Annotated in this window: 14 protein-coding genes and 1 pseudogene; 6 read left to right on the forward strand and 9 right to left on the reverse strand. The window is 71.8% G+C overall.

Annotation, left to right across the window (positions count from 1 at the left end):
• Window positions 1–59: 59 nt before the first annotated feature.
• From ACIBEI_RS15940 to ACIBEI_RS15950, 3 genes are all read right to left on the reverse strand, one after another.
• Window positions 60–803 carry a zinc ribbon domain-containing protein gene (locus tag ACIBEI_RS15940; RefSeq protein ID WP_398889578.1) on the reverse strand — a complete coding sequence of 248 codons (744 nt, stop codon included), beginning with the start codon at window positions 801–803 and terminating at the stop codon, window positions 60–62.
• Window positions 800–1,648, reverse strand: a complete 849-nt coding sequence (locus ACIBEI_RS15945) for a Nif3-like dinuclear metal center hexameric protein (protein WP_398889068.1) — start codon at window positions 1,646–1,648, stop codon at window positions 800–802. Before ACIBEI_RS15945 ends, ACIBEI_RS15940 begins: the two co-directional genes overlap by 4 nt.
• 171 nt (window positions 1,649–1,819) lie before the next feature.
• Window positions 1,820–2,863, reverse strand: coding sequence for an ABC transporter substrate-binding protein (locus ACIBEI_RS15950; RefSeq protein ID WP_398889070.1), 1,044 nt, complete (start codon window positions 2,861–2,863; stop codon window positions 1,820–1,822).
• Window positions 2,864–3,223: 360 nt separating this feature from the next.
• Between ACIBEI_RS15950 and ACIBEI_RS15955 the strand changes: the two are divergent.
• Window positions 3,224–4,438, forward strand: a pseudogene (locus ACIBEI_RS15955) (hypothetical protein); the annotation flags it as partial.
• 1,125 nt (window positions 4,439–5,563) lie between these two features.
• Window positions 5,564–5,740: a hypothetical protein gene (locus ACIBEI_RS15960; RefSeq protein ID WP_361058719.1), complete on the forward strand. Its 177-nt coding sequence runs from the start codon at window positions 5,564–5,566 to the stop codon at window positions 5,738–5,740.
• An 82-nt stretch (window positions 5,741–5,822) separates the two neighbouring features.
• Here ACIBEI_RS15960 and ACIBEI_RS15965 read toward each other — a convergent pair whose 3' ends face one another.
• The 3 genes from ACIBEI_RS15965 to ACIBEI_RS15975 form a co-directional block, all read right to left on the reverse strand.
• On the reverse strand, window positions 5,823–6,776 hold the full coding sequence (locus ACIBEI_RS15965; protein WP_398889072.1) for a 3-oxoacyl-ACP reductase: 954 nt from the start codon (window positions 6,774–6,776) through the stop codon (window positions 5,823–5,825).
• Between the two features lie 94 nt (window positions 6,777–6,870).
• On the reverse strand, window positions 6,871–7,947 hold the full coding sequence (locus ACIBEI_RS15970) for a Zn-dependent alcohol dehydrogenase (RefSeq protein WP_364193004.1): 1,077 nt from the start codon (window positions 7,945–7,947) through the stop codon (window positions 6,871–6,873).
• A 57-nt stretch (window positions 7,948–8,004) separates the two neighbouring features.
• Window positions 8,005–8,880, reverse strand: coding sequence for a MaoC/PaaZ C-terminal domain-containing protein (locus tag ACIBEI_RS15975; protein ID WP_364193006.1), 876 nt, complete (start codon window positions 8,878–8,880; stop codon window positions 8,005–8,007).
• 315 nt (window positions 8,881–9,195) lie between these two features.
• Between ACIBEI_RS15975 and ACIBEI_RS15980 the strand changes: the two genes are divergently transcribed.
• From ACIBEI_RS15980 to ACIBEI_RS15995, 4 genes are all read left to right on the forward strand, one after another.
• On the forward strand, window positions 9,196–10,167 hold the full coding sequence (locus ACIBEI_RS15980) for an ABC transporter ATP-binding protein (RefSeq protein ID WP_398889580.1): 972 nt from the start codon (window positions 9,196–9,198) through the stop codon (window positions 10,165–10,167).
• Window positions 10,167–10,886 (forward strand): ABC transporter permease, encoded by a 720-nt coding sequence (locus ACIBEI_RS15985; protein WP_398889075.1) that lies wholly within the window; start codon window positions 10,167–10,169, stop codon window positions 10,884–10,886. The genes ACIBEI_RS15980 and ACIBEI_RS15985 overlap by 1 nt, the downstream gene beginning before the upstream one ends.
• Before the next feature lie 15 nt (window positions 10,887–10,901).
• Entirely contained in the window at window positions 10,902–12,233 is a 1,332-nt protein-coding gene (locus tag ACIBEI_RS15990; protein ID WP_398889077.1) for a sensor histidine kinase, read from the forward strand.
• Between the two features lie 232 nt (window positions 12,234–12,465).
• Window positions 12,466–13,098 carry a response regulator gene (locus tag ACIBEI_RS15995; protein ID WP_398889582.1) on the forward strand — a complete coding sequence of 211 codons (633 nt, stop codon included), beginning with the start codon at window positions 12,466–12,468 and terminating at the stop codon, window positions 13,096–13,098.
• Between the two features lie 166 nt (window positions 13,099–13,264).
• Here ACIBEI_RS15995 and ACIBEI_RS16000 read toward each other — a convergent pair whose 3' ends face one another.
• From ACIBEI_RS16000 to ACIBEI_RS16010, 3 genes are all read right to left on the reverse strand, one after another.
• Complete coding sequence (locus ACIBEI_RS16000) at window positions 13,265–14,692, reverse strand: DHA2 family efflux MFS transporter permease subunit (protein ID WP_398889079.1); 1,428 nt, start codon at window positions 14,690–14,692, stop codon at window positions 13,265–13,267.
• 101 nt (window positions 14,693–14,793) lie between these two features.
• Window positions 14,794–15,984, reverse strand: a complete 1,191-nt coding sequence (locus ACIBEI_RS16005) for a lipid-transfer protein (protein WP_398889081.1) — start codon at window positions 15,982–15,984, stop codon at window positions 14,794–14,796.
• A complete protein-coding gene (locus ACIBEI_RS16010; RefSeq protein WP_398889083.1) occupies window positions 15,981–18,284 on the reverse strand; it encodes an acyl-CoA dehydrogenase in 2,304 nt (767 codons plus the stop codon). The genes ACIBEI_RS16005 and ACIBEI_RS16010 overlap by 4 nt, the downstream gene beginning before the upstream one ends.
• Window positions 18,285–18,410: the final 126 nt, after the last annotated feature.

Below are 18,410 nucleotides of genomic sequence, written 5' to 3' on the forward strand. Positions count from 1 at the left end.
GCTCCTTACCGCTCCACCGATCCACCGACCACCGATCCACGGACTACAGACATACAGACCTACAGACCCGACTCCGACGTGCGGATCAGGATGCGGCGGCAGTTCTCGCAGCGCAGGACCGTGTCCGGAGAGGCCGCCTTCACGTCGTTCACCTCGGTGATGTTGAGCTCCAGGCGGCAGCCCTCGCAGCGGCGCTGGTAGAGGCGGGCCGCGCCGACGCCGCCCTGCTGCTCGCGGAGCTTGTCGTAGAGCTTCAGGAGGTCGGCGGGGATCGAGCCCGCGATGACCTCGCGCTCCTTCGTGGCCGTCGCGGCCTCGCCGTCGAGGGACTCCTGCGCGGCGTCCCGGCGGGCCGTCGCGTCGTCGATCTTCGACTGGACGGACGAGACCCGCTCGGTCAGTTCGGCGACCCGCTCCTGCGCGGACTCGCGGCGCTCCATGATCTCCAGGACGACGTCCTCCAGGTCACCCTGGCGCTTGGCGAGGGAGGCGATCTCGCGCTGGAGGTTCTCCAGGTCCTTGGGGGACGTGACGGCGCCGGAGTCGAGGCGCTGCTGGTCGCGGGAGGCGCGCTGGCGCACCTGGTCGACGTCCTGCTCCGCCTTGGTCTGCTCGCGGGAGCAGTCGCTCTCCTCGGTCTGCGAGGCGACGAGCAGGTCCCGCAGCTGCGTGAGGTCCTTGGTCAGCGACTCGATCTCGGCGTGCTCGGGCAGCGACCTCCGCTTGTGCGCGAGCTGCTGCAGGCGGGCGTCGAGGGACTGGACGTCGAGAAGTCGGATCTGGTCGGCGGGCGCGGCGTTCAGTTGGGGGCTCCAGGTGAAGGGGAGTGGGAGTTCCACGGGTCGGTGACCGTCTTCGAGACATGGACCCGCAGGTCCCAGCCGTGACGGTCGGAGATCTCGTCGAGCTGGGCGGCGGCCAGCTCGCACCAGGGCCACTCGGTGGCCCAGTGCGCCGCGTCGAGCAGCGCGAGGGGACTGTCGGCGTGAGCCGCAATGAACTCTGCCGCCGGGTGGTGGCGCAGGTCCGCGGTGAGGAAGGCGTCCACGCCGGCGGCGCGTACGTCGGCGAAGAGGCTGTCGCCGGAGCCGCCGCTGACCGCGACGGTCCGCACCAGCGCCTCGGGGTCGCCCGCGACGCGGATGCCCTGCGCGGTGGCGGGCAGCCGTTCGGCGGCGCGGGCGGCGAACTCGCGGACGGTCAGCGGATGGTCCAGCTCGCAGACCCGGCCGAGGCCCCGGCGGCCGTCGGCATCGGTGGGGTCCGGCACGAGGGGGCGTACGACGCGGAGGTCCAGGGCCCCGGCGAGGGCGTCGCTCACGCCCGGGTCGGCGCGGTCGGCGTTGGTGTGGGCGACGTGCAGCGCGATGTCGTTCTTGATGAGGGTGTGCACGACGCGGCCCTTGAAGTTCGAGGCCGCGACCGTCGTCGTACCGCGCAGATAGAGCGGGTGGTGGGTGACCAGCAGGTCGGCGTCCAGCTTCACCGCCTCGTCCACGATCTCCTGGACCGGGTCGACGGCGAAGAGTACGCGGGAGACCTCCTGGTCGGGGTCTCCGCAGACCGTCCCGACCGCGTCCCAGTCCTCCGCGCTCGCGGGGGGCCAGAGAGCGTCGAGCGCGGCGATGACTTCAGACAGACGGGGCACGAACAAAAGGCTACCTGCCTTGTGTCCGTGCCCCACCGGTCGCGGGCTACTTGACCAGCTGTGACCGGGCGACCCCGCTGCGGGCGGCTGACCGGCGGTCCGTCCGACCCTCCGTCCCGCCCCGCCCCGCCCCCGCTGATTGCGCTACCTGGCGAGGAAGCCCTTGTTGCGCTACTTGGCGAGGAAGCCCTTGAGGTCGTCGAGGACCTCGCCGGCCGCGGTGACGCCGAGGCCGAGGTACCAGGTCTCGTCGGGTACGTCCTTGGCGTGGCCGTCCTCGACCGCGCCGAGCTTCTTCCAGAGGGGGTTCGACTCGGCGGTGGCGCGGTCGGTCTTCTTGGCGTCGCCGTAGACGCCGGTGAAGATCCAGTCGGCGTCGGCGTCGTCGATCCTCTCCGGGCTGATCTCCGCCGCGAGGTCGTTGATCTGCTGGTTCTTGGGGCGCGGAATGCCCACGTCCTCAAGGATCGTGCCGATGAAGGACGCCTTCGCGTAGAGGCGGATCATGCCCGGCAGGTAGCGGAGCATGGTGACGGTCGGCTTGTCGGGACCGAGTTCGTCGCCGAGGGCCTTGGCCTTCTTCTCGTACGCCGCGAGCTGCGTCTTCGCCTCGGCGGTCCTGTCGAGCGCGGCCGCGTTGAGGAGGTGGTTCTCCTTCCAGGTGAAGCCCGGACGGATGGAGAACACGGTGGGGGCGATCTTGGAGAGCTGCGGGTAGAGCTTGGCGGCGCGCAGCTCGCTGCCGAGGATCAGGTCGGGCTTCAGGCCCGCGATCGCCTCCAGGTTGAGGGCGTTGATCGTGCCGATGTCCTTCGGGCTGCCCGCGTCCTGCTTCAGGTACGAGGGGATCCCGTCCGAGCCCTCGGTGGGCGCCCAGCCGACGGGCTTCACACCGAGGGAGACGACGTTGTCGAGCTCGCCGACGTCGAGGACGACCACGCGCTTGGGCTCGGCCTTCAGCTCGGTCTCGCCCATCGCGTGCTTGATCGTGCGAGGGAACTCGCCGGCCTTGGCCGTGGTCCCCATCCTGGCCGTCTCCTCGGCCGCCTTCGCGAAGTCCTCGCCGCCGGTGGCGACGGACTTGCTGCCGGCGCCGTTGTCGGACTTTCCGGAGCCGGAACCCGAGTCCGAGTCGCCCGAACCGCAGGCGGCGAGTGAGAGAGCGGCCGCCACGGCGAGGGCGACGGCGGCGGAACCGCGGCGTCGTAGGGACATCAGGCACACACTCCGGTGGTTCATGGTCAGGTTCGGGTCGGGATCGGGCGCCCGAGGTCGAGGCCGGCGTGGGGCCCGGCCCCAGGTTGCGCCCGGCCCCAGGAAGCGCCCGGCCTCAGGTAGCGCCCGGCCTCAGGTAGCCCACGAAGGCACGGCGGGGAACTCAGGAACCCCCCAGGCAGCCCTCAGGCGCCACTTAGGCAGCCCTAACCATAAACCGCCCCACCCCCGCTCAGCACACCCGCCCCCGTTCCCTCAGGCGAATCAGAAACGGGCCACTCTTATGTGTGAAGCGGTCACCTGCCGGTCCCACGCCTGTGCGTGCGAAAACTAGGTTTCGTGGCCGGAGGTGACCGAACGATGACGGCCTGTGCCTCCCCCGAGGTCTCGACTTCGCTCGAGCAGGGGGGAACCCCATCGTCCGCGGCGGTGAACGAGAACGAATGGGCCGCGCGAGCAGGGTGCGTGATCACCGTCGACGGGTCGTACGCGGCCCGTCTGGCCCGCAGCGGCGACTCCTGGTTCCCGGAGCGCTGGACACTGGACGGCCCCGAGCCGTACGCCGTGCCCCTGCCCGGCAACCAGCCGGAGGAGCCCGGCACGGAGGTGCTGCCGATGGCGGACGGGCGGGTGCTCATCCACCGCCTCGTCGACGGACGGCACACGTTCTCGCTGCTGTATCCGACGGGCCCGGGGACGGGTGAGGTACTGCTCGGCGCGGTGGAATGCCCGGACGTGGGCACGGAGTTGCGGCTGCTGCCGCCCGCTCCGGCCGGCACCCGTGCGTACGCCCTTGCCGTTGGCCGGGGTTCGACGGCCGTGTGGCTGGTCGCGGGCGGTGCCTTCGGGCCCGAGCATCTCGCGGAGGTACCGGGCCGCTGCTCGGGCGGGGTGTGGCTGGGCGGCGGGGACCGACTCCTCGCGCTGGACCGGCAGTTGGACGGCCGGACCAAGACGGTCGTGGTCGATCTGGAGCGCGGGGGTGAAGTGTCGCCGCTGTTGCAGATCTCCGAGCAGAGCAACGACCGGCTGCTCCTCGCGGACGCCGACAGCGGGCTGCTCCTGATCCGCTCGGACGCGCCGTCTCCGGGCCAGGAGCGGCTCGGCTGGGGCGTGTTGGGGAGCACACTCCCGGTGCGCTTCCCGGAGCACCTGCAGCTGCCCGGCCGCGCGGTCGCTCCGTTCGCGATCCAGCCGGGGCAGGTGCTGACGCCGGAGAGCTGCGCGGTCGCCCTGCGGATCGGCGGCCCTTCCGGCAGCTGGCTCGGCATGTGGCGTCCCGCCGAGCGGCATCTCCATCAACTGCCCGCGCCCAATGGCTGGTTGGCGGGCTCGGGTCAGTGGACCAGGGACGGGGTGCTCCATCTGCCGTACGCGACGGGGGCGGTGCCGTGCGGCGTGACACGGGTGGCAGCACCCACGGGGGCGGGGGACGGGGGCCCGGGGGATCCGGACCGTACGGCTGAGGCGCGGGGGGACGCGTCACGGGGGCCGTCGGTCACGGGTCCCCCGGAGCCCGCGACAGCCCGCCCGGTACCACTCCAACAGGCGCCGCTGACGGGACGCCTGATGGCGAACGCGATCGCGGGCCGCCGGTTGGCACAGGCGGCAGGACCGGGAGCGGGACGGTCAACCGGCCCTGGTGCGGGGTCGGTTGGCGCGGCGGGCGGCACAGGCTGGGTCGCCGGCCTATCCCCGGAGCCGGTCCGCAGGGAGGGCGCGGGCTGGACCGCGGTCGAGGGCACGGGGCAGGTGGGTGCGGAGGGCACGGACTGGACTGCCGTCGAGAGCACGGGGCAGCCGGGTACGGGCTGGACCGCCGTCGACGGCACGGGGCAGGTGGCGTCGGAAGGCGCGGGCTGGACTGCCGTCGAGAGCACGGGGCAACCGGATACGGGCTGGACCGCCGTCGACGGCACAGGACAGGTGGACGCGGGCGGCACGGGTAACTCGGCCGCCGAGCACACGAGCCGTGCGACCGCCGAGAGTGCGAGCCCCGTACCCGGTGCGGTCACCGGTCACCCGGGCGCGGAGCACACGAACCGCGCGAGCGGCGAGGGCACGGGCCGTGTACCCGTCGAGGGCGTCAGTGACGCAGCCGCCGGAAACCCCCTGTGCATGCTCCCGGCGGACACGGAAAGCACCCTTCTCCTCACCCCGATCGGCCCGGAGGGCTCCGGCCCCGTGCCCGCCGAGGGCTCCGGCCCCCTGCCCGCCGAGGGGACCGGCAGGGCTCCCGCTGAAAGCATTCGCCCAGCAGTTCCGAGGACAGTTCAGCCGTCGGACCGGGCGGCGCACCAGACGGCGGACCAGGCGGCGGACCGGGCATCAGCCCAGCCGGAGATGCGGCCTGCGATTCAGGCGGCGTTTCAGCCGGTGGTTCAACCGGTCACCCCGCAAGGCCCTCCTTCCGGAGCCCGGCCAACCCCGCCCGCGACGCCAGCCCCAGCCCCTCCCTCTCCCCCGCCCCCGACTCCACTCCCGGTGAACCCACTCCAAGTCGAGCAGGTGAGTACCGAGTGCCCGCCGGCCCTCCGCGCTCTCCGTGCTCTCCGGGCGGGCACCGAAACGACGCCCCCTTCCACCCCTCTCAAAGTGACCACCGAGTAGCCCCAACCACCCCTCAGCACTGTCACACCCGCCCGTTAGACTCGCCCGCGCTGTACCGAAGGATCTTGTTGACACGGGGTGAATTTCCACATGAGCGACACGAACACCATGGAGACGACGGCCACCGACCCGCGGGCGACGGTGGCCCAGGCAGCAGACGACGGTGGCCACGGCCGGCACCGGGGGCCCGTCTCCGCGCAGGAGGGCGAGGCGACCCCTCGCGGCCGGCACCGTAAGCCCGCCGAGCACGGCGACACGGGGGCCTGACGACCTCAGGTCCGGAGCGTCACACGGCCCCGCCCGACACTCGTCGGGCGGGGCCTTTCCGTGCGAGCGGCGCCACAACCGGTCACTCGTGCTTGAGTCCCAGCACCTCCGCCGCCGCGAACGTCTCCCCCGCCGGCCGGTCCGTGTAGTGCGGTGTGAGCAGCGCGTCGAGTTCGTCGTACGTGAAGGCGTCCTGCTTGGTGTCGAACTTGGCGGCCACGCGCGGCCGTTCGACGATCGCGACCATCCCGCCGTGCACGACGAGAAGCTGGCCGTTGACGTGTGCGGCCGCGGGCGAGGCCAAGTAGCCGACGAGCGGGGCGACATGCTCGGGTGCGAGGGGGTCGAGCCGTTCCTCGGACCCGTCGCCCCCCGGTTCCTGGAAGCCCGCGAAGACGTCCGCCGTCATCCGGGTCCGGGCGCGCGGGCAGATGACGTTCGCCGTGACGCCGTACTTCGCGAGCGCCAGTGCCGTCGAAGTGGTGAGCCCGACGATTCCGCCTTTCGCGGCCGCGTAGTTGGGCTGTCCCGCGGAGCCCGCGAGGAACGCCTCCGAGGAGGTGTTCACGATCCGCCCGTACACCGGCGCGTCCGCCGCCTTGGACCGGGCCCGCCAGTGCGCGGCGGCGAAGTGGGTGGTGTTGAAGTGTCCCTTCAGATGGACCCGGATCACCGAGTCCCACTCGTCCTCGGACATCGAGAAGACCATCCGGTCGCGCAGGATGCCCGCGTTGTTGACGAGGATGTCCAGCTGCCCGAACTCGGCGACCGCCAACTCGACCAGTTCCCGGGCCTGTTGATGGTCGGCCACGTCCCCGGTGTGCGCGACGGCACGGCCGCCCGCCGCCCGGATCCCGGCGGCGACCTCCTCGGCGGGTGTGGCGGACGCGTCCCCGGAGCCGTCCCGGCCTGGCTGCCCGAAGTCGTTGACGACGACGGCGGCGCCGAGCCGGGCGAGCTCCAGCGCCTCCGCCCGGCCCAGGCCGCGGCCCGCACCCGTGACGATCGCGGACCGGCCCTCAAGTGGCAGTGACATCAAGGTCCCTTCAGCCGACGGCAGCCAGAAGATCGAGCACTCAAGAGATCGAGCGGTCAGAAGATCGAGAGGTTGAATGGTCGAAATCAGGGCGTCAGATCTCGATGCACGTACGCAGCGCCACGCCCGTACGCATCTGGTCGAGCGCCTCGTTGATGTCGCTCAGCGGCACCCGGTGGGTGATCAGCCCCTCCAGGTCGATGCGTCCGGCGCGCCACAGCGCGATGGTCCGCTCGTACGACCGCAGGACGTCCCCGCCGCCGTACATGGACGGCAGGATCCGCTTCTCGTCGAAGAACAGCTCGAACATGTTGAGCTGGAGGTGGTCGTCCATGGCGCCCGCGCCGACGACGACCAGCGTGCCGCCTCGGCGGGTGTTCTCGTACGCGGTGCGGGCGGTGGCGGAGCGGCCGACGACCTCGAAGACATAGTCGAAGCCCTCGCCCGCGGTCACCGTCTGCTTGGCGTCGGGGAGTTCGTCGGGCGATACGGCCCTGGTGGCGCCGAACTTCAGCGCGGCCTCGCGGCGGGAGGCGACCGGGTCGACGGCGACGATCTCGGCGGCGCCCTTGAGCCGGGCACCCTGGATCGCGGAGATGCCGACGCCTCCGCAGCCGATGACGGCGACCGACGAACCGGCTTCCACGTCGGCGGTGTTGAGGGCGGCGCCGAGTCCGGTGGTGACGCCGCAGCCGATGAGTGCGGCGATGTCGAAGGGCACGTCGTCCGGGATCGGCACGGCGCAGCCCGCGTCGACGACGACCTCCTCGGTGAAGGTCCCGGTGCCCGCGAAGCCGAACACATCGCCGCCGGGGCGCTTGAAGTTGGGCGTGCCCGCGTTCATGAACCCGGCGAGACACAGCTCGGTCTGGCCGCGCTTGCAGGCGGGACAGGCGCCGCAGGCGGGCAGCCAGCAGACGACGACCCGGTCGCCGGGCTTGACGTTGGTGACGCCCTCGCCCACCTCCAGTATCTCGCCCGCCCCTTCGTGGCCGGGGACGAACGGCGCGGGCTGCGGCAGCACCCCGGCCATCGCGGAGAGGTCCGAGTGGCACAGGCCGGTGGCCCGCACCCGGATCCTGACCCGGCCGGGGCCGAAGCCCGTCGCCTCGACGTCGTCGAGTATCTCCAGCTTGTCCTGGCCTATCTCGTGCAGTACGGCTGCGCGCATGGTGCGGCTCCCCTCGGAAACGTACGTAGGTCCCTAGTCCCTCAAGTCCCTGGTCCCTCAGCTGTGCTCGACGACGGTGTCGGCGAGGACCGGTGCGTCGTCCCGGTCGGCCGCGCCCACCGTCACGCGGACCGTGCCGTCCCCCTGCCACATGCGGATGCGCAGGGTCTCGCCCGGGTACACGACCCCGGCGAAGCGCGTGGCGTAGGAGCGGACCCGGCCGACGTCGCCGCCGAGTGCCGTGTCCACGACGGCCTTCAGCGTCATCCCGTACGTGCACAGCCCGTGCAGGATCGGCCGGTCGAAGCCGGCGAGCTTGGCGAACTCGGGGTCGGCGTGCAGCGGGTTCCAGTCGCCGGAGAGCCGGTACAGGAGTGCCTGGTCCTCGCGGATCGCACGCTCAACTGTTCTGTCCGGATCGCCTGTTGGCGGTTCCGGGCGGCCCGAGGGGCCGCGGTCGCCGCCGAAGCCCCCTTCGCCGCGTACGAAGATCTGGGCGTCGTTGGTCCACAACGGGCCCTCGTCGTCGGCGACTTCGGTGCGCATGACGAGGATGGCGGCCTTGCCCTTGTCGTAGACGGCCGCGATCCGTCCGGTGGCGGTCGCCCGGCCCTCGACGGGGATCGGGCGGTGCAGCGTGACGGTCTGGCCGCCGTGCAGGACGTGCGCGAGGTTGACGTCGATGCCCGGCATGGAAAGGCTGTTGATCACGCCCGGGGAGCCGGCGCCCGCGACGGTGGCGAAGCTCGGCAGCACGTGCAGCCGGGACTCCAGGGTGTAGCGCAGCTCGTCGGGGTCCGTCGCGGGGCTGTCCTTGTCGGGGTTCGCGCCGGCGCCGAGGCCGAGGTGGTAGAGCTGGACGTCCTTGTGACCCCAGGCGATCCCGGCGGACCGGGGCTCGGCCGCGAGGGCCTGGGCAACGTCGATGGGCATGGGGCTCCTGACTGCTGGCGGGGAAGACCTCGGTGCGGCCGTCCGCACCGTCGGCCGCACCGAGGTCGACACTGAGCCGAGGAACCCGCCTGTTCTAGAACGCGTTCCAGTCCGGCGACCACCTGTATAGCTCAGGGCCCGGCACATGTGAAGACTCCTGACGGCATGTCAGATGGGTGTCACGGACACGGCAGTGACAGCGGCAGTGACTTTTGTCCTGCCCGAGTCCGTACATTGCGCATCTGCCCCGCCGGCCCCCGGATTCGTAGCGTCGTACCCATGACGAAGACGGGGACGGAGACGGGGACGGGGACGATGGCGGGCACGACGGAGACGGCGGCGGGCACCTCGACGCGCGGGGCCGCGGACCAGGCAGTTTCCTTCGCGGGGGCGGTCAAGGCCTTCGGTGCGGTACGGGCCGTGGACGGTGTCGATCTGGAGATCGCGCGCGGCGAGACGGTCGCGCTGCTGGGCCGCAACGGCGCCGGCAAGTCCAGCACGATCTCGCTCCTGCTGGGCCTGAACGAGCCGGACGAGGGCGTCGTACGCCTCTTCGGCGGCGCCCCGGAGGAGGCCGTGCGGGCGGGGCGCGTGGGCGCGATGCTCCAGGACAGCCGGCCGGTGCCACGGGTGACGGTGGGCGAACTGGTCGGGTTCGTGGCCGGTACGTATCCCGCGCCGATGCCCGTCGCCGAGGCGCTGGAGCTGGCGGGCATCGCCGAGCTGGCCGGGCGGCGCGTGGACCGGCTCTCCGGGGGCCAGACGCAGCGGGTGCGGTTCGCGGTCGCGCTCGTCGGGAACCCCGCGCTGATCGTGCTCGACGAGCCGACCGCGGCGCTGGACGTGGAGGCGCGGTACGCCTTCTGGGACTCGATGCGGGCGTTCACGCGGCGCGGTCACACCGTCCTCTTCTCCACCCACTACCTGGAGGAGGCGGACACCAACGCCGACCGGATCATCGTCATCGACCACGGCCGGATCGTCGCCGACGGAACCGCCGAGCAGCTGAAGCGGGCCGCGGGCGGCAGCCTCGTAGCCTTCGACCTCGCCGGCGCCGGGACGGAGGGGCTCGCGGCCCTGCCCGGTGTGGTCTCCGTGGAGGTGCGCGGGGGCCGGGCGCGGCTGCGGACCGACGACTCGGACGCGACGGTGATCGCGCTCGCCGAGCGCGGCGCGATACGCGGCCTGGAGGTCGCACCGGCCTCGCTGGACGACGCGTTCCTGGCCCTGACCTCCTCCGACGCCCCTGTCACGGCCCCGGCCCGTACCTTCCTGGAGACGGTGTGATGCTCGACTATCTGCGGCTCGAAGTGCGCCGGACGCTGCGTGACACCGGCTTCGTGATCGGCGGTGTCGTGATGCCGGTGGTGATGTACCTGCTGTTCACGAACCTCGGCGACGGCGAGGACGACACATGGAAGACCGCCTCCATGATCGGCATGGCCGCGTACGGCGCGATGGGCTCGGCCCTGAACACCGGCGGCGGGGTCGCCGAGGACCGGAGCATCGGCTGGCTGCGGCAGCTGCGGATCACGCCGATGAGCCCGCGTCAGGTCGTGATGGGCCGGGCGCTCACGGGTGCGGTGACGGTGCTGCCCGCGATCGTCGCGGTCCTCGTGGCGGGCGGCCTGGTCAACGGCGTACGGCTCGACGCCTGGAAGTGGGCGGTGATCGCGCTGCTGCTGTGGCTCGGCTCGATCCCCTTCACCCTGCTCGGCCTCGGCAACGGCTACCGGCTGACCGCGCAGGCCACGGGCGTGATGAACATGGTCTGCAACCTGACGCTCGCGGTGGTCGGCGGATTGTGGTTCCCGCTGAGCCTCTTCCCGGGGTGGCTGCGGTCGCTGTCCTCCTACACACCCACGAACCGGTTCGCGCAGCTCGGCACGTCGGTCGCCGACGGGCACGCGCCCGCCCTCGGGGCGGTGCTGGTGCTGACCGGTTGGCTGCTGGCCTTCGGCTCGTACGCTGTGGTCTCGTACCGCAGGACCTCGCGGACCGTCTGAACGGGGGCTGGAGACATGTCCTGGATGCGAAGGACCATCTGCCAGATGTCCGCGTGGCAGGAGAAGCGGACGGACTGGAAGGCCGACCGGGACGCGTTCGTCGCCGACCAGAAGGCCGTACGGAAGACCGGGAAGCTGCCGGAGCATCTGGGCCCGCCGCCCAGCGGGTTCGCGCTCCTCCCCTGGCTGCTCATGGGCATGGGCGCCTTCTCCAACCTCTTCCAGGGCAAGACCCCGAACCCGTGGATCGGCGGTATCGGCCTCCTCGTCTTCAACTCCCTCTACATCCATGTGGTGTTCCGGGCCTTCACCAAGGAGGCCCGGGAGGCCCGCTCCACCCGGGGCGCGCTGCTCGCGCTGGGCATCGTGACCTGTCTCCTCGGCGGCCTGTACGGCGGCAGCTGGCTGCTCTTCTTCCCGCTGCTGGGCCTTGCCGCGGGCGCGATCGTCCGGGGCCGGTGGCTCGGCAGGACCGGCCTCGGGCTGAGCGCGCTCGCCGGTGTCGTGGCCGGGCTGCGGGACGGCTGGGGCGCGGTGAACGTCGCGTACGGCACGTTCCTGTCCACCATGGTGACCGCGGCGATCCTCTCCCTGTCCGACGCCGTACGTGAACTGCGCGCCGCCCGCGAGGAGTTGGCCCGCCAAGCCGTCGAGAAGGAACGTCTCCGCTTCTCCCGCGACCTGCACGACCTCCTCGGCCACACGCTCTCCGTCATCGTCGTGAAGTCGGAGGCGGCCCGTCGGCTCGCGCCCCGCGACATGGACGCGGCCCTGGTGCAGGTCTCCGACATCGAGTCGGTGGGCCGTCAGGCCCTCACGGAGATCCGCGAGGCCGTCACCGGCTACCGCGAGGGCAGCCTCGCGGCGGATCTCGACCGGGCGGGATCGGCCCTGCGGGCCGCCGGTATCGAACCGGCCGTCCGCCAGTCCGGACCGCCGCTCGCCGCCCAGACCGAGGTCCTGCTCGGCTGGGTCGTCCGCGAGGCGGTCACCAACGTGGTGCGCCACAGTGGCGCGGGGCGCTGTGAGATCACGGTGGACGGTTCGGCGGAGCATGTTCGACTGCGGGTCACGGACGACGGTCGTGGGGTGACGCCGCCGGGAGGGCCGGGGGCGCCGGAATCGTCCGTGCCCGGCATGGGCGGTACGGGTGTCGGCGGTAGGGGTATCGGCTGTACGGGTATCGGCGGCACCGGTCTGAAGGGGCTGACCGAGCGGCTTGCGGCGGCCGGGGGGTCGTTGGAGGCGGGGCCTGGTGTGCGGAACGGGTTCACGGTGGTGGCGGAGCTGCCGGTGGATCCGGCGGAGCCGGCGAGGATGGCGGAGCCGGTGGAGGCTGCTCGGTAGGTGCGGGTCGGCTCCGCCGGGGTGTGTTGGTCGGCTGCGGATTCGTTGTGGCTGGTCGCGCAGTTCCCCGCGCCCCTGAAGACAAAAGCCGGGGCTGCGCCCACGCCTTTCGTCTTTGGGGGGCGGTAGCCCTTGCCTTTAAGGGGCGCGGGGAACTGCGCGACCAGCCCCCACCGGGCCCGCAGCCGAACAACGCACCCCGGCGGAGCCCTACTCTTGGGCCGTGAACGAGATGCCCCGGGACCACCGGCCCGCCAAGTCCATCCGAGTCCTGCTCGCCGAGGACCAGGGGATGATGCGGGGCGCCCTCGCCCTCCTCCTCGGACTGGAGGCGGACATCGAGGTGGTCGCGCAGGTCGGGACGGGGGACGCGATCGTCGGCGCGGCCCTGGAGTCGCGGCCGGACGTGGCACTGCTGGACATCGAACTGCCCGGCATCAGCGGCCTGGACGCCGCCGCGCTGCTCCGGGACGAGGCGCCCGACTGCCGGGTGCTGATCCTCACGACTTTCGGCCGGCCGGGCTATCTGCGGCGGGCCATGGAGGCGGGCGCCGCGGGGTTCCTCGTCAAGGACGGGCCCGTGGAGGAGCTGGCCGAGGCGATCCGCCGGGTACTGACCGGTGAGACGGTCATCGATCCCGCGCTCGCGGCGGCCGCGCTGAGTGCCGGGCCGAACCCGCTCACTGCGCGTGAGTGCGATGTGCTGAAGGCGTCGGTGGACGGTGCGACGGTCGCCGACATCGCGTCGAAGCTCCACCTGTCCGAGTCGACCGTCCGCAACTACCTTTCGTCGGCGATTGGTAAGACGGCGACGCGGAATCGCATGGAGGCCATGCGGGAGGCTCGCCAGCAGGGGTGGTTGTAGGTGGTTCGTTGTCTGCGGGTGCGTCGTGGCTGATCGCGCAGTTCCCCGCGCCCCTTAAAGGCAAGGGCTACCGCCCCCCAAGGACAAAGGCCGGGCGCAGCCCCGGCTTTTGTCCTTAGGGGCGCGGGGAACTGCGCGACCAGCCCCCACGCACCCGCAGCGGATCTCAGCCCCGCCCCACAACCCCCCGCGGAAGCCACACCAACATCAGCACCACCCCCACGAGCAACACACCCCCACCCGTGCGGAACACCAGCGCATACCCCTCCGTCAGGGCCTCCGGCGACCCCCCGCCCCCGGTCCGCGCCGCGGCGATCGTCGCCATCACGGACAGCCCGAGAGAACCCCCCATCGTGCGGGAGGTGTTGATCAGCCCCGACACCAGCCCGGCCTCCCCGGGCTCCGCCCCCGACGTGGCCAGCGCGGCGAGAGGCGTCGCGGACAGTCCGGCGCCGAGCATCATCAGGATCCCGGGGAACATGATCGCGGTGAGGTACGCGCCGTCGGCGGTCATCGTGGACTGCCAGCCGAACCCGGCGGCCGCCACCACCGCCCCGAGCACGGCGACATTCCGCGCTCCCACAACGGGCATCAGCCGCGGCGCCAGCTTCGAGCCGAGGATCACCGCGAGCGAGCTGGGCACGAGCGCGAGTCCGGCGTCCAGCGGCGAGTAGCCGAGCACGTTCTGCGCGTACAGCGTCATGAAGAACCACATGCAGAACATCGCCGCGCCGCACAGGAACATCGCCACGTTCGCCGAGGACACGGACCTCAGGCGGAACAGCTTCAGCGGCATCAGGGGCGCCTTCGTCCGCGCCTCGACGAGCAGGAACAGCCCGATCAGGGCGGCCCCGGCGGCCAGCGGCACCAGGGTCGCGGCCGAGGTCCACCCCTCGGCCTCGGTCTGCACGATCCCGTACGCGAGGGTCGCGAGGCCGGCCGTCACCAGCAGCGCTCCCGGCAGGTCGATCCGGCGTCCGTCGCCGGCCCGGCTCTCGACGAGCCAGAGCAGGGCGCCGGCCAGGACCACCGCGCCGATGGGCACGTTGATGAGCAGGACCCACCGCCACGAAAGCCCGTCGACCAGGACCCCGCCGACGAGCCCGCCCGCCGCGCCGCCGCCCCCGCCGACGGCGGTCCAGGTCGCGATGGCCCGCGCGCGTGCCGCGCCCTCGGGCACGGCCGACGTCAGGATCGTCAGCGTCGAGGGCGCGAGCACCGCCGCCCCGAGACCCTGCACGGCCCGCGCGGCCAGCAGCTGCCAGCCCTCCTGGGCGAGCCCGCCCGCGAGCGAGGCCAGCGTGAACAGCGCGAGCCCGATCAGGAACATCCGCTTGCGGCCGTACAGGTCCCCGGCCCGCCCGCCGAGCAGCATGAATCCGGCGAAGGCGATCGTGTACGCGTTGACGACCCACTGGAGCCCCGGGGCGCTCAGCCCCAGATCGGCGCGCATCGACGGCAACGCCGTATTGACCACGGACACATCGAGGACGACGAGAAACTGTCCCGCGCACGCGAGTGCGACCACCACCCAGGTGGGAGGCGCGGAACGACCGGACACGGGTATCTCTGCGGCGGTTCTGAGCGTGGGCATGGGTGTCATGCTCGCAGCGGGCCGGTGCCCCGTACATCGGAATTTCGCTGGACGGACCGTCCGCCGCAGGACCTAGGACCCAGGCAGCTCTCTCTCGCCCGCTAGCCCCGCCTCAGCAGGGTCACCACCGCCGCGCCCCCGAGCCCGATGTTGTGCGCGAGGCCGACGCGGGCTCCCGTCACCTGCCGGGCCGCCGCCTCGCCCCTCAACTGCCAGACCAGTTCGGCGACTTGGGCGATGCCGGTGGCTCCCAGGGGGTGCCCCTTGGAGATGAGTCCGCCCGAGGGGTTCACCACCCAGCGTCCGCCGTACGTCGTCGCGCCCGACTCCACGAGCTTCCCGGACTGCCCCGCCTCGCACATGCCGAGCGCCTCGTACGTCAGGAGTTCGTTGACGGAGAAGCAGTCGTGGAGTTCCACGACGTCGACGTCCTCGATGCCGAGCCCGGCCCGCTCGTACACCTGCCGGGCGGCGGCCCGCGACATCGGCTGCCCGACGACGTCGATGCACGACCCGGACGCGAACGACTCCTCCGTGTCCGTGGTCATCGCCTGCGCGACGATCTCCACGGCCCGCTCCCCCAGCCCGTGCCGCTCCACGAACCGTTCCGACACGACGACGGCCGCGGCGGCCCCGTCCGAGGTGGGCGAGCACTGCAGTTTGGTCAGCGGCGCGTGGACCGTACGGGCGGCGAGGATCTCGTCGACCGAGTAGACGTCCTGGAACTGCGCGTAGGGATTGTTCGCCGAGTGCCGGTGGTTCTTGGCCCCCACGGCCGCGAGCTGCGCCTCCGTCGTGCCGTACTTCTCCATGTGCTCGCGCGCCGCATCGCCGAAGATCTGGGCGGTGGGCGGCGTCATCTCGAAGCCGTGCCGCGCCGCCATCACCGCGTAGTGACGCGCCACAGGTGACGTCTTGAAGTCACCCCCGTCGGCCCCGCCTCCCAGCGCACCCCGCGCCATCTTCTCGAACCCCACTGCAAGTACGCAGTCGCTCGCGCCGCCCTCCACGAACTGCCGGGCTAGCATCAGTGCGGTCGAGCCGGTCGCGCAGTTGTTGTTCACGTTGTAGACGGGCACTCCGCTCAGGCCGAGTTCGTACACGGCCCGCTGCCCGGCCGTGGAGGCCTGGAAGCAGTAGCCGACGGGCACCTGCTCCACGGCGTCGTACGAAATCCCGGCGTCCGCAAGGGCGTTGGTGCCCGCCTCGCGGACCATGTCCCAGTACTGCCAGTCCCGGGTCTCCGGCTTCTCGAACCTGGTCATGCCCACACCGACGACGTATGCCTTCATGACTCTCCCCGGTCTTCCGCTCGCTCTTCCGCTCGCTGGTCCCTCGGCAGGCCGAGGATGCGCTCCGCGACCACGTTCAGCTGCACCTGCGTCGTCCCGCCGGCGATGGTCAGACACCGGCTGAGCAGGAATCCGTGCACGGCCCGTTCTCCGGCTCCCTCGCGCAACGCACCGGCCGGACCGAGGAGTTCGAGTGCCAGCTCGGCGACCTTCTGCTGGTGCGCGGTCTGGACGAGCTTGCGTACGGAGGCGCCGGCGCCCGGGTCCACGCCCGAGACCTGCCGCATGGTCGTACGGAGTCCGATGCAGCCCAGCGCGTGTGCCTCCGCGATCAGGGCCCCGACCCGGACCCGTACGGTGTCGTCGAGGCCGGCGGAGCGGGCGACGATCGCTTCGAGGCCGGTACCGAAGGTCAACTGGTCGGCCATGTGGACGCGTTCGTTGCCGAGGGTGTTGCGCGCGACCCGCCAGCCGTCGTCGACCGAACCGACCACGGAGTCGGCGGGCAGCACCACGTCGTCGAAGTAGACCTCGTTGAACAGCGATTCGCCGGTGATCTCCTTCAGCGGACGGATCTCGATGCCGTCCGTCTCCTTCATGTCGACGACGAAGTACGTGAGCCCCTTGTGCTTGGGCGCGTCCGGGTTCGTCCGGGCGAGGAGGATCCCGTAGTCCGCCCAACGGGCCGAACTCGTCCACACCTTCTGCCCGTTGACGCGCCAGCGCCCGTCTGCGGTCCGCTCGGCGCGGGTGCGGAGCGAGGCGAGGTCGGATCCGGCCCCGGGCTCCGAGAAGAGCTGGCACCACAGCACGTCCCCGCACAGCGTCGGCAGCAGATACCGCTCCTGCTGTTCCGGGGTCCCGTAGGCGATGAGCGACGGTACGACCCAGGTGGCGATCCCCAGGTCACCGACGCGCACTCCCGCGGCGACCATCTCCTCCTGCACGGCGAGCTGCTGGACGGGCCCGGCACCGAGTCCGTACGGCGAGGGCAGGTGGGGTGCGGTGTACCCGGTGGGCGCCAACTCCCTCCGTACGGCTGCCGGTTCGAGGCCGCGTACGCGTGCGATGACGGCGCGGGCCGCCTCCCGGTGCCGCGCGGCCTCCGCCTCCGGAAGCTCCGTACGAAGCTCGCGTCTCGCCCCGTTCTCCGCCGCCCCGACCGCCCGCAGGAGATGCCCGCCACCGAGCAACTGCCGTGCCACCAGGGCCCGTCGGAGGTAGAGATGCGCGTCGTGTTCCCAGGTGAAGCCGATGCCGCCGAGCACCTGTACGCAGTCCTTGGCGCACGTGAGGGCCGCGTCGAGCGCGACACCCGCGGCAAGAGCGGTCACCAACTCCCGTACGTCGTCGGGCTCTTGTACGGCCCGGGCCGCGTCCCACGCCAGCGCGCCGGCCCTTTCTACGCGGACCAGCATGTCGGCGCACAGGTGCTTGATCCCCTGGAACTGGCCGATGGGCCGCCCGAACTGCTCCCGCACCTTCGCGTACGAGGCCGCGGTCTCCAGCGCCCACCCGGCGGTCCCGCACGCGTCGGCGGCGAACACGGCTGCTGCCAGGTCCCGCACGAGCGCCGAGTCGACGTCGAGGACGCGGTCCGCCGGGACCCGTACCGCCGTGGCCACGACCTCCGCGGTCGCCCTCGTCGGGTCGGCGCTCTCGTGGACACGGACGGCGAGCTGCGAGGCGTCCACGGCCAGCCACAGCGTGCGCCCACCCGGCCCCGAAGCCGTAGCCGAGACCGACAACGGCACCGACGCCGACGCCGACGACAACGGCACCGACTGCGACGGCGGGACAGACGCGGGCACCGACGCCGCCAGGATCAGCAGGTCCGCGTCGCCGCCGGACAGTACGGGCGGGGCCGTCCCGTCGAGCACGTACCCGTACCCGTCCGCGTCGGATACGGCGGTCAGGGTCCCGGCGTCGAGGGCGACCGCCCCGATCCGCTCGCCCCCGGCCACGGCCCGTACCAGCTCCCCGGCCGCGGCGCCCGCCCTCGCGAGCACGAGCGAGGCGAGCGCGTTCGCGGCGTACGGGCCCGGCAGCGCCGCCCGCGCGGCCTCCTCCAGTACGACGGCGAGGTCGAGCACCGTCCCGCCGCCGCCTCCGCACTCCTCCGGGAGGTGCACCCCGATGAATCCCTGGGCGGCGAGCGCGTCCCAGTGGGCGGGGCGTCCGCCCTGGCCGCCGGGTGCGTCGAGCAGCTTGCGCGTTTCCTCGGGTGGCACCGTCCGGGCGATCCAGCCGCGTACGGCCTCGGCCAGGTCCCGCTGTTCCCGCGTGATCCCGATCCCCATGCGGCGCAGACTAGAACACGTTCCAATCTGACGGAAGGTCAGATACGGGCCGATCCACTTCTCCATGCAATGAGAAGGTCAAGAATTCGTTAGCGGCTCGAAGCAACGGAATAGTTGCCCGGGCAC

Origin of the sequence: Streptomyces sp. NPDC050988 (assembly GCF_044456225.1) — a bacterium.
GTDB lineage: Bacteria > Actinomycetota > Actinomycetes > Streptomycetales > Streptomycetaceae > Streptomyces.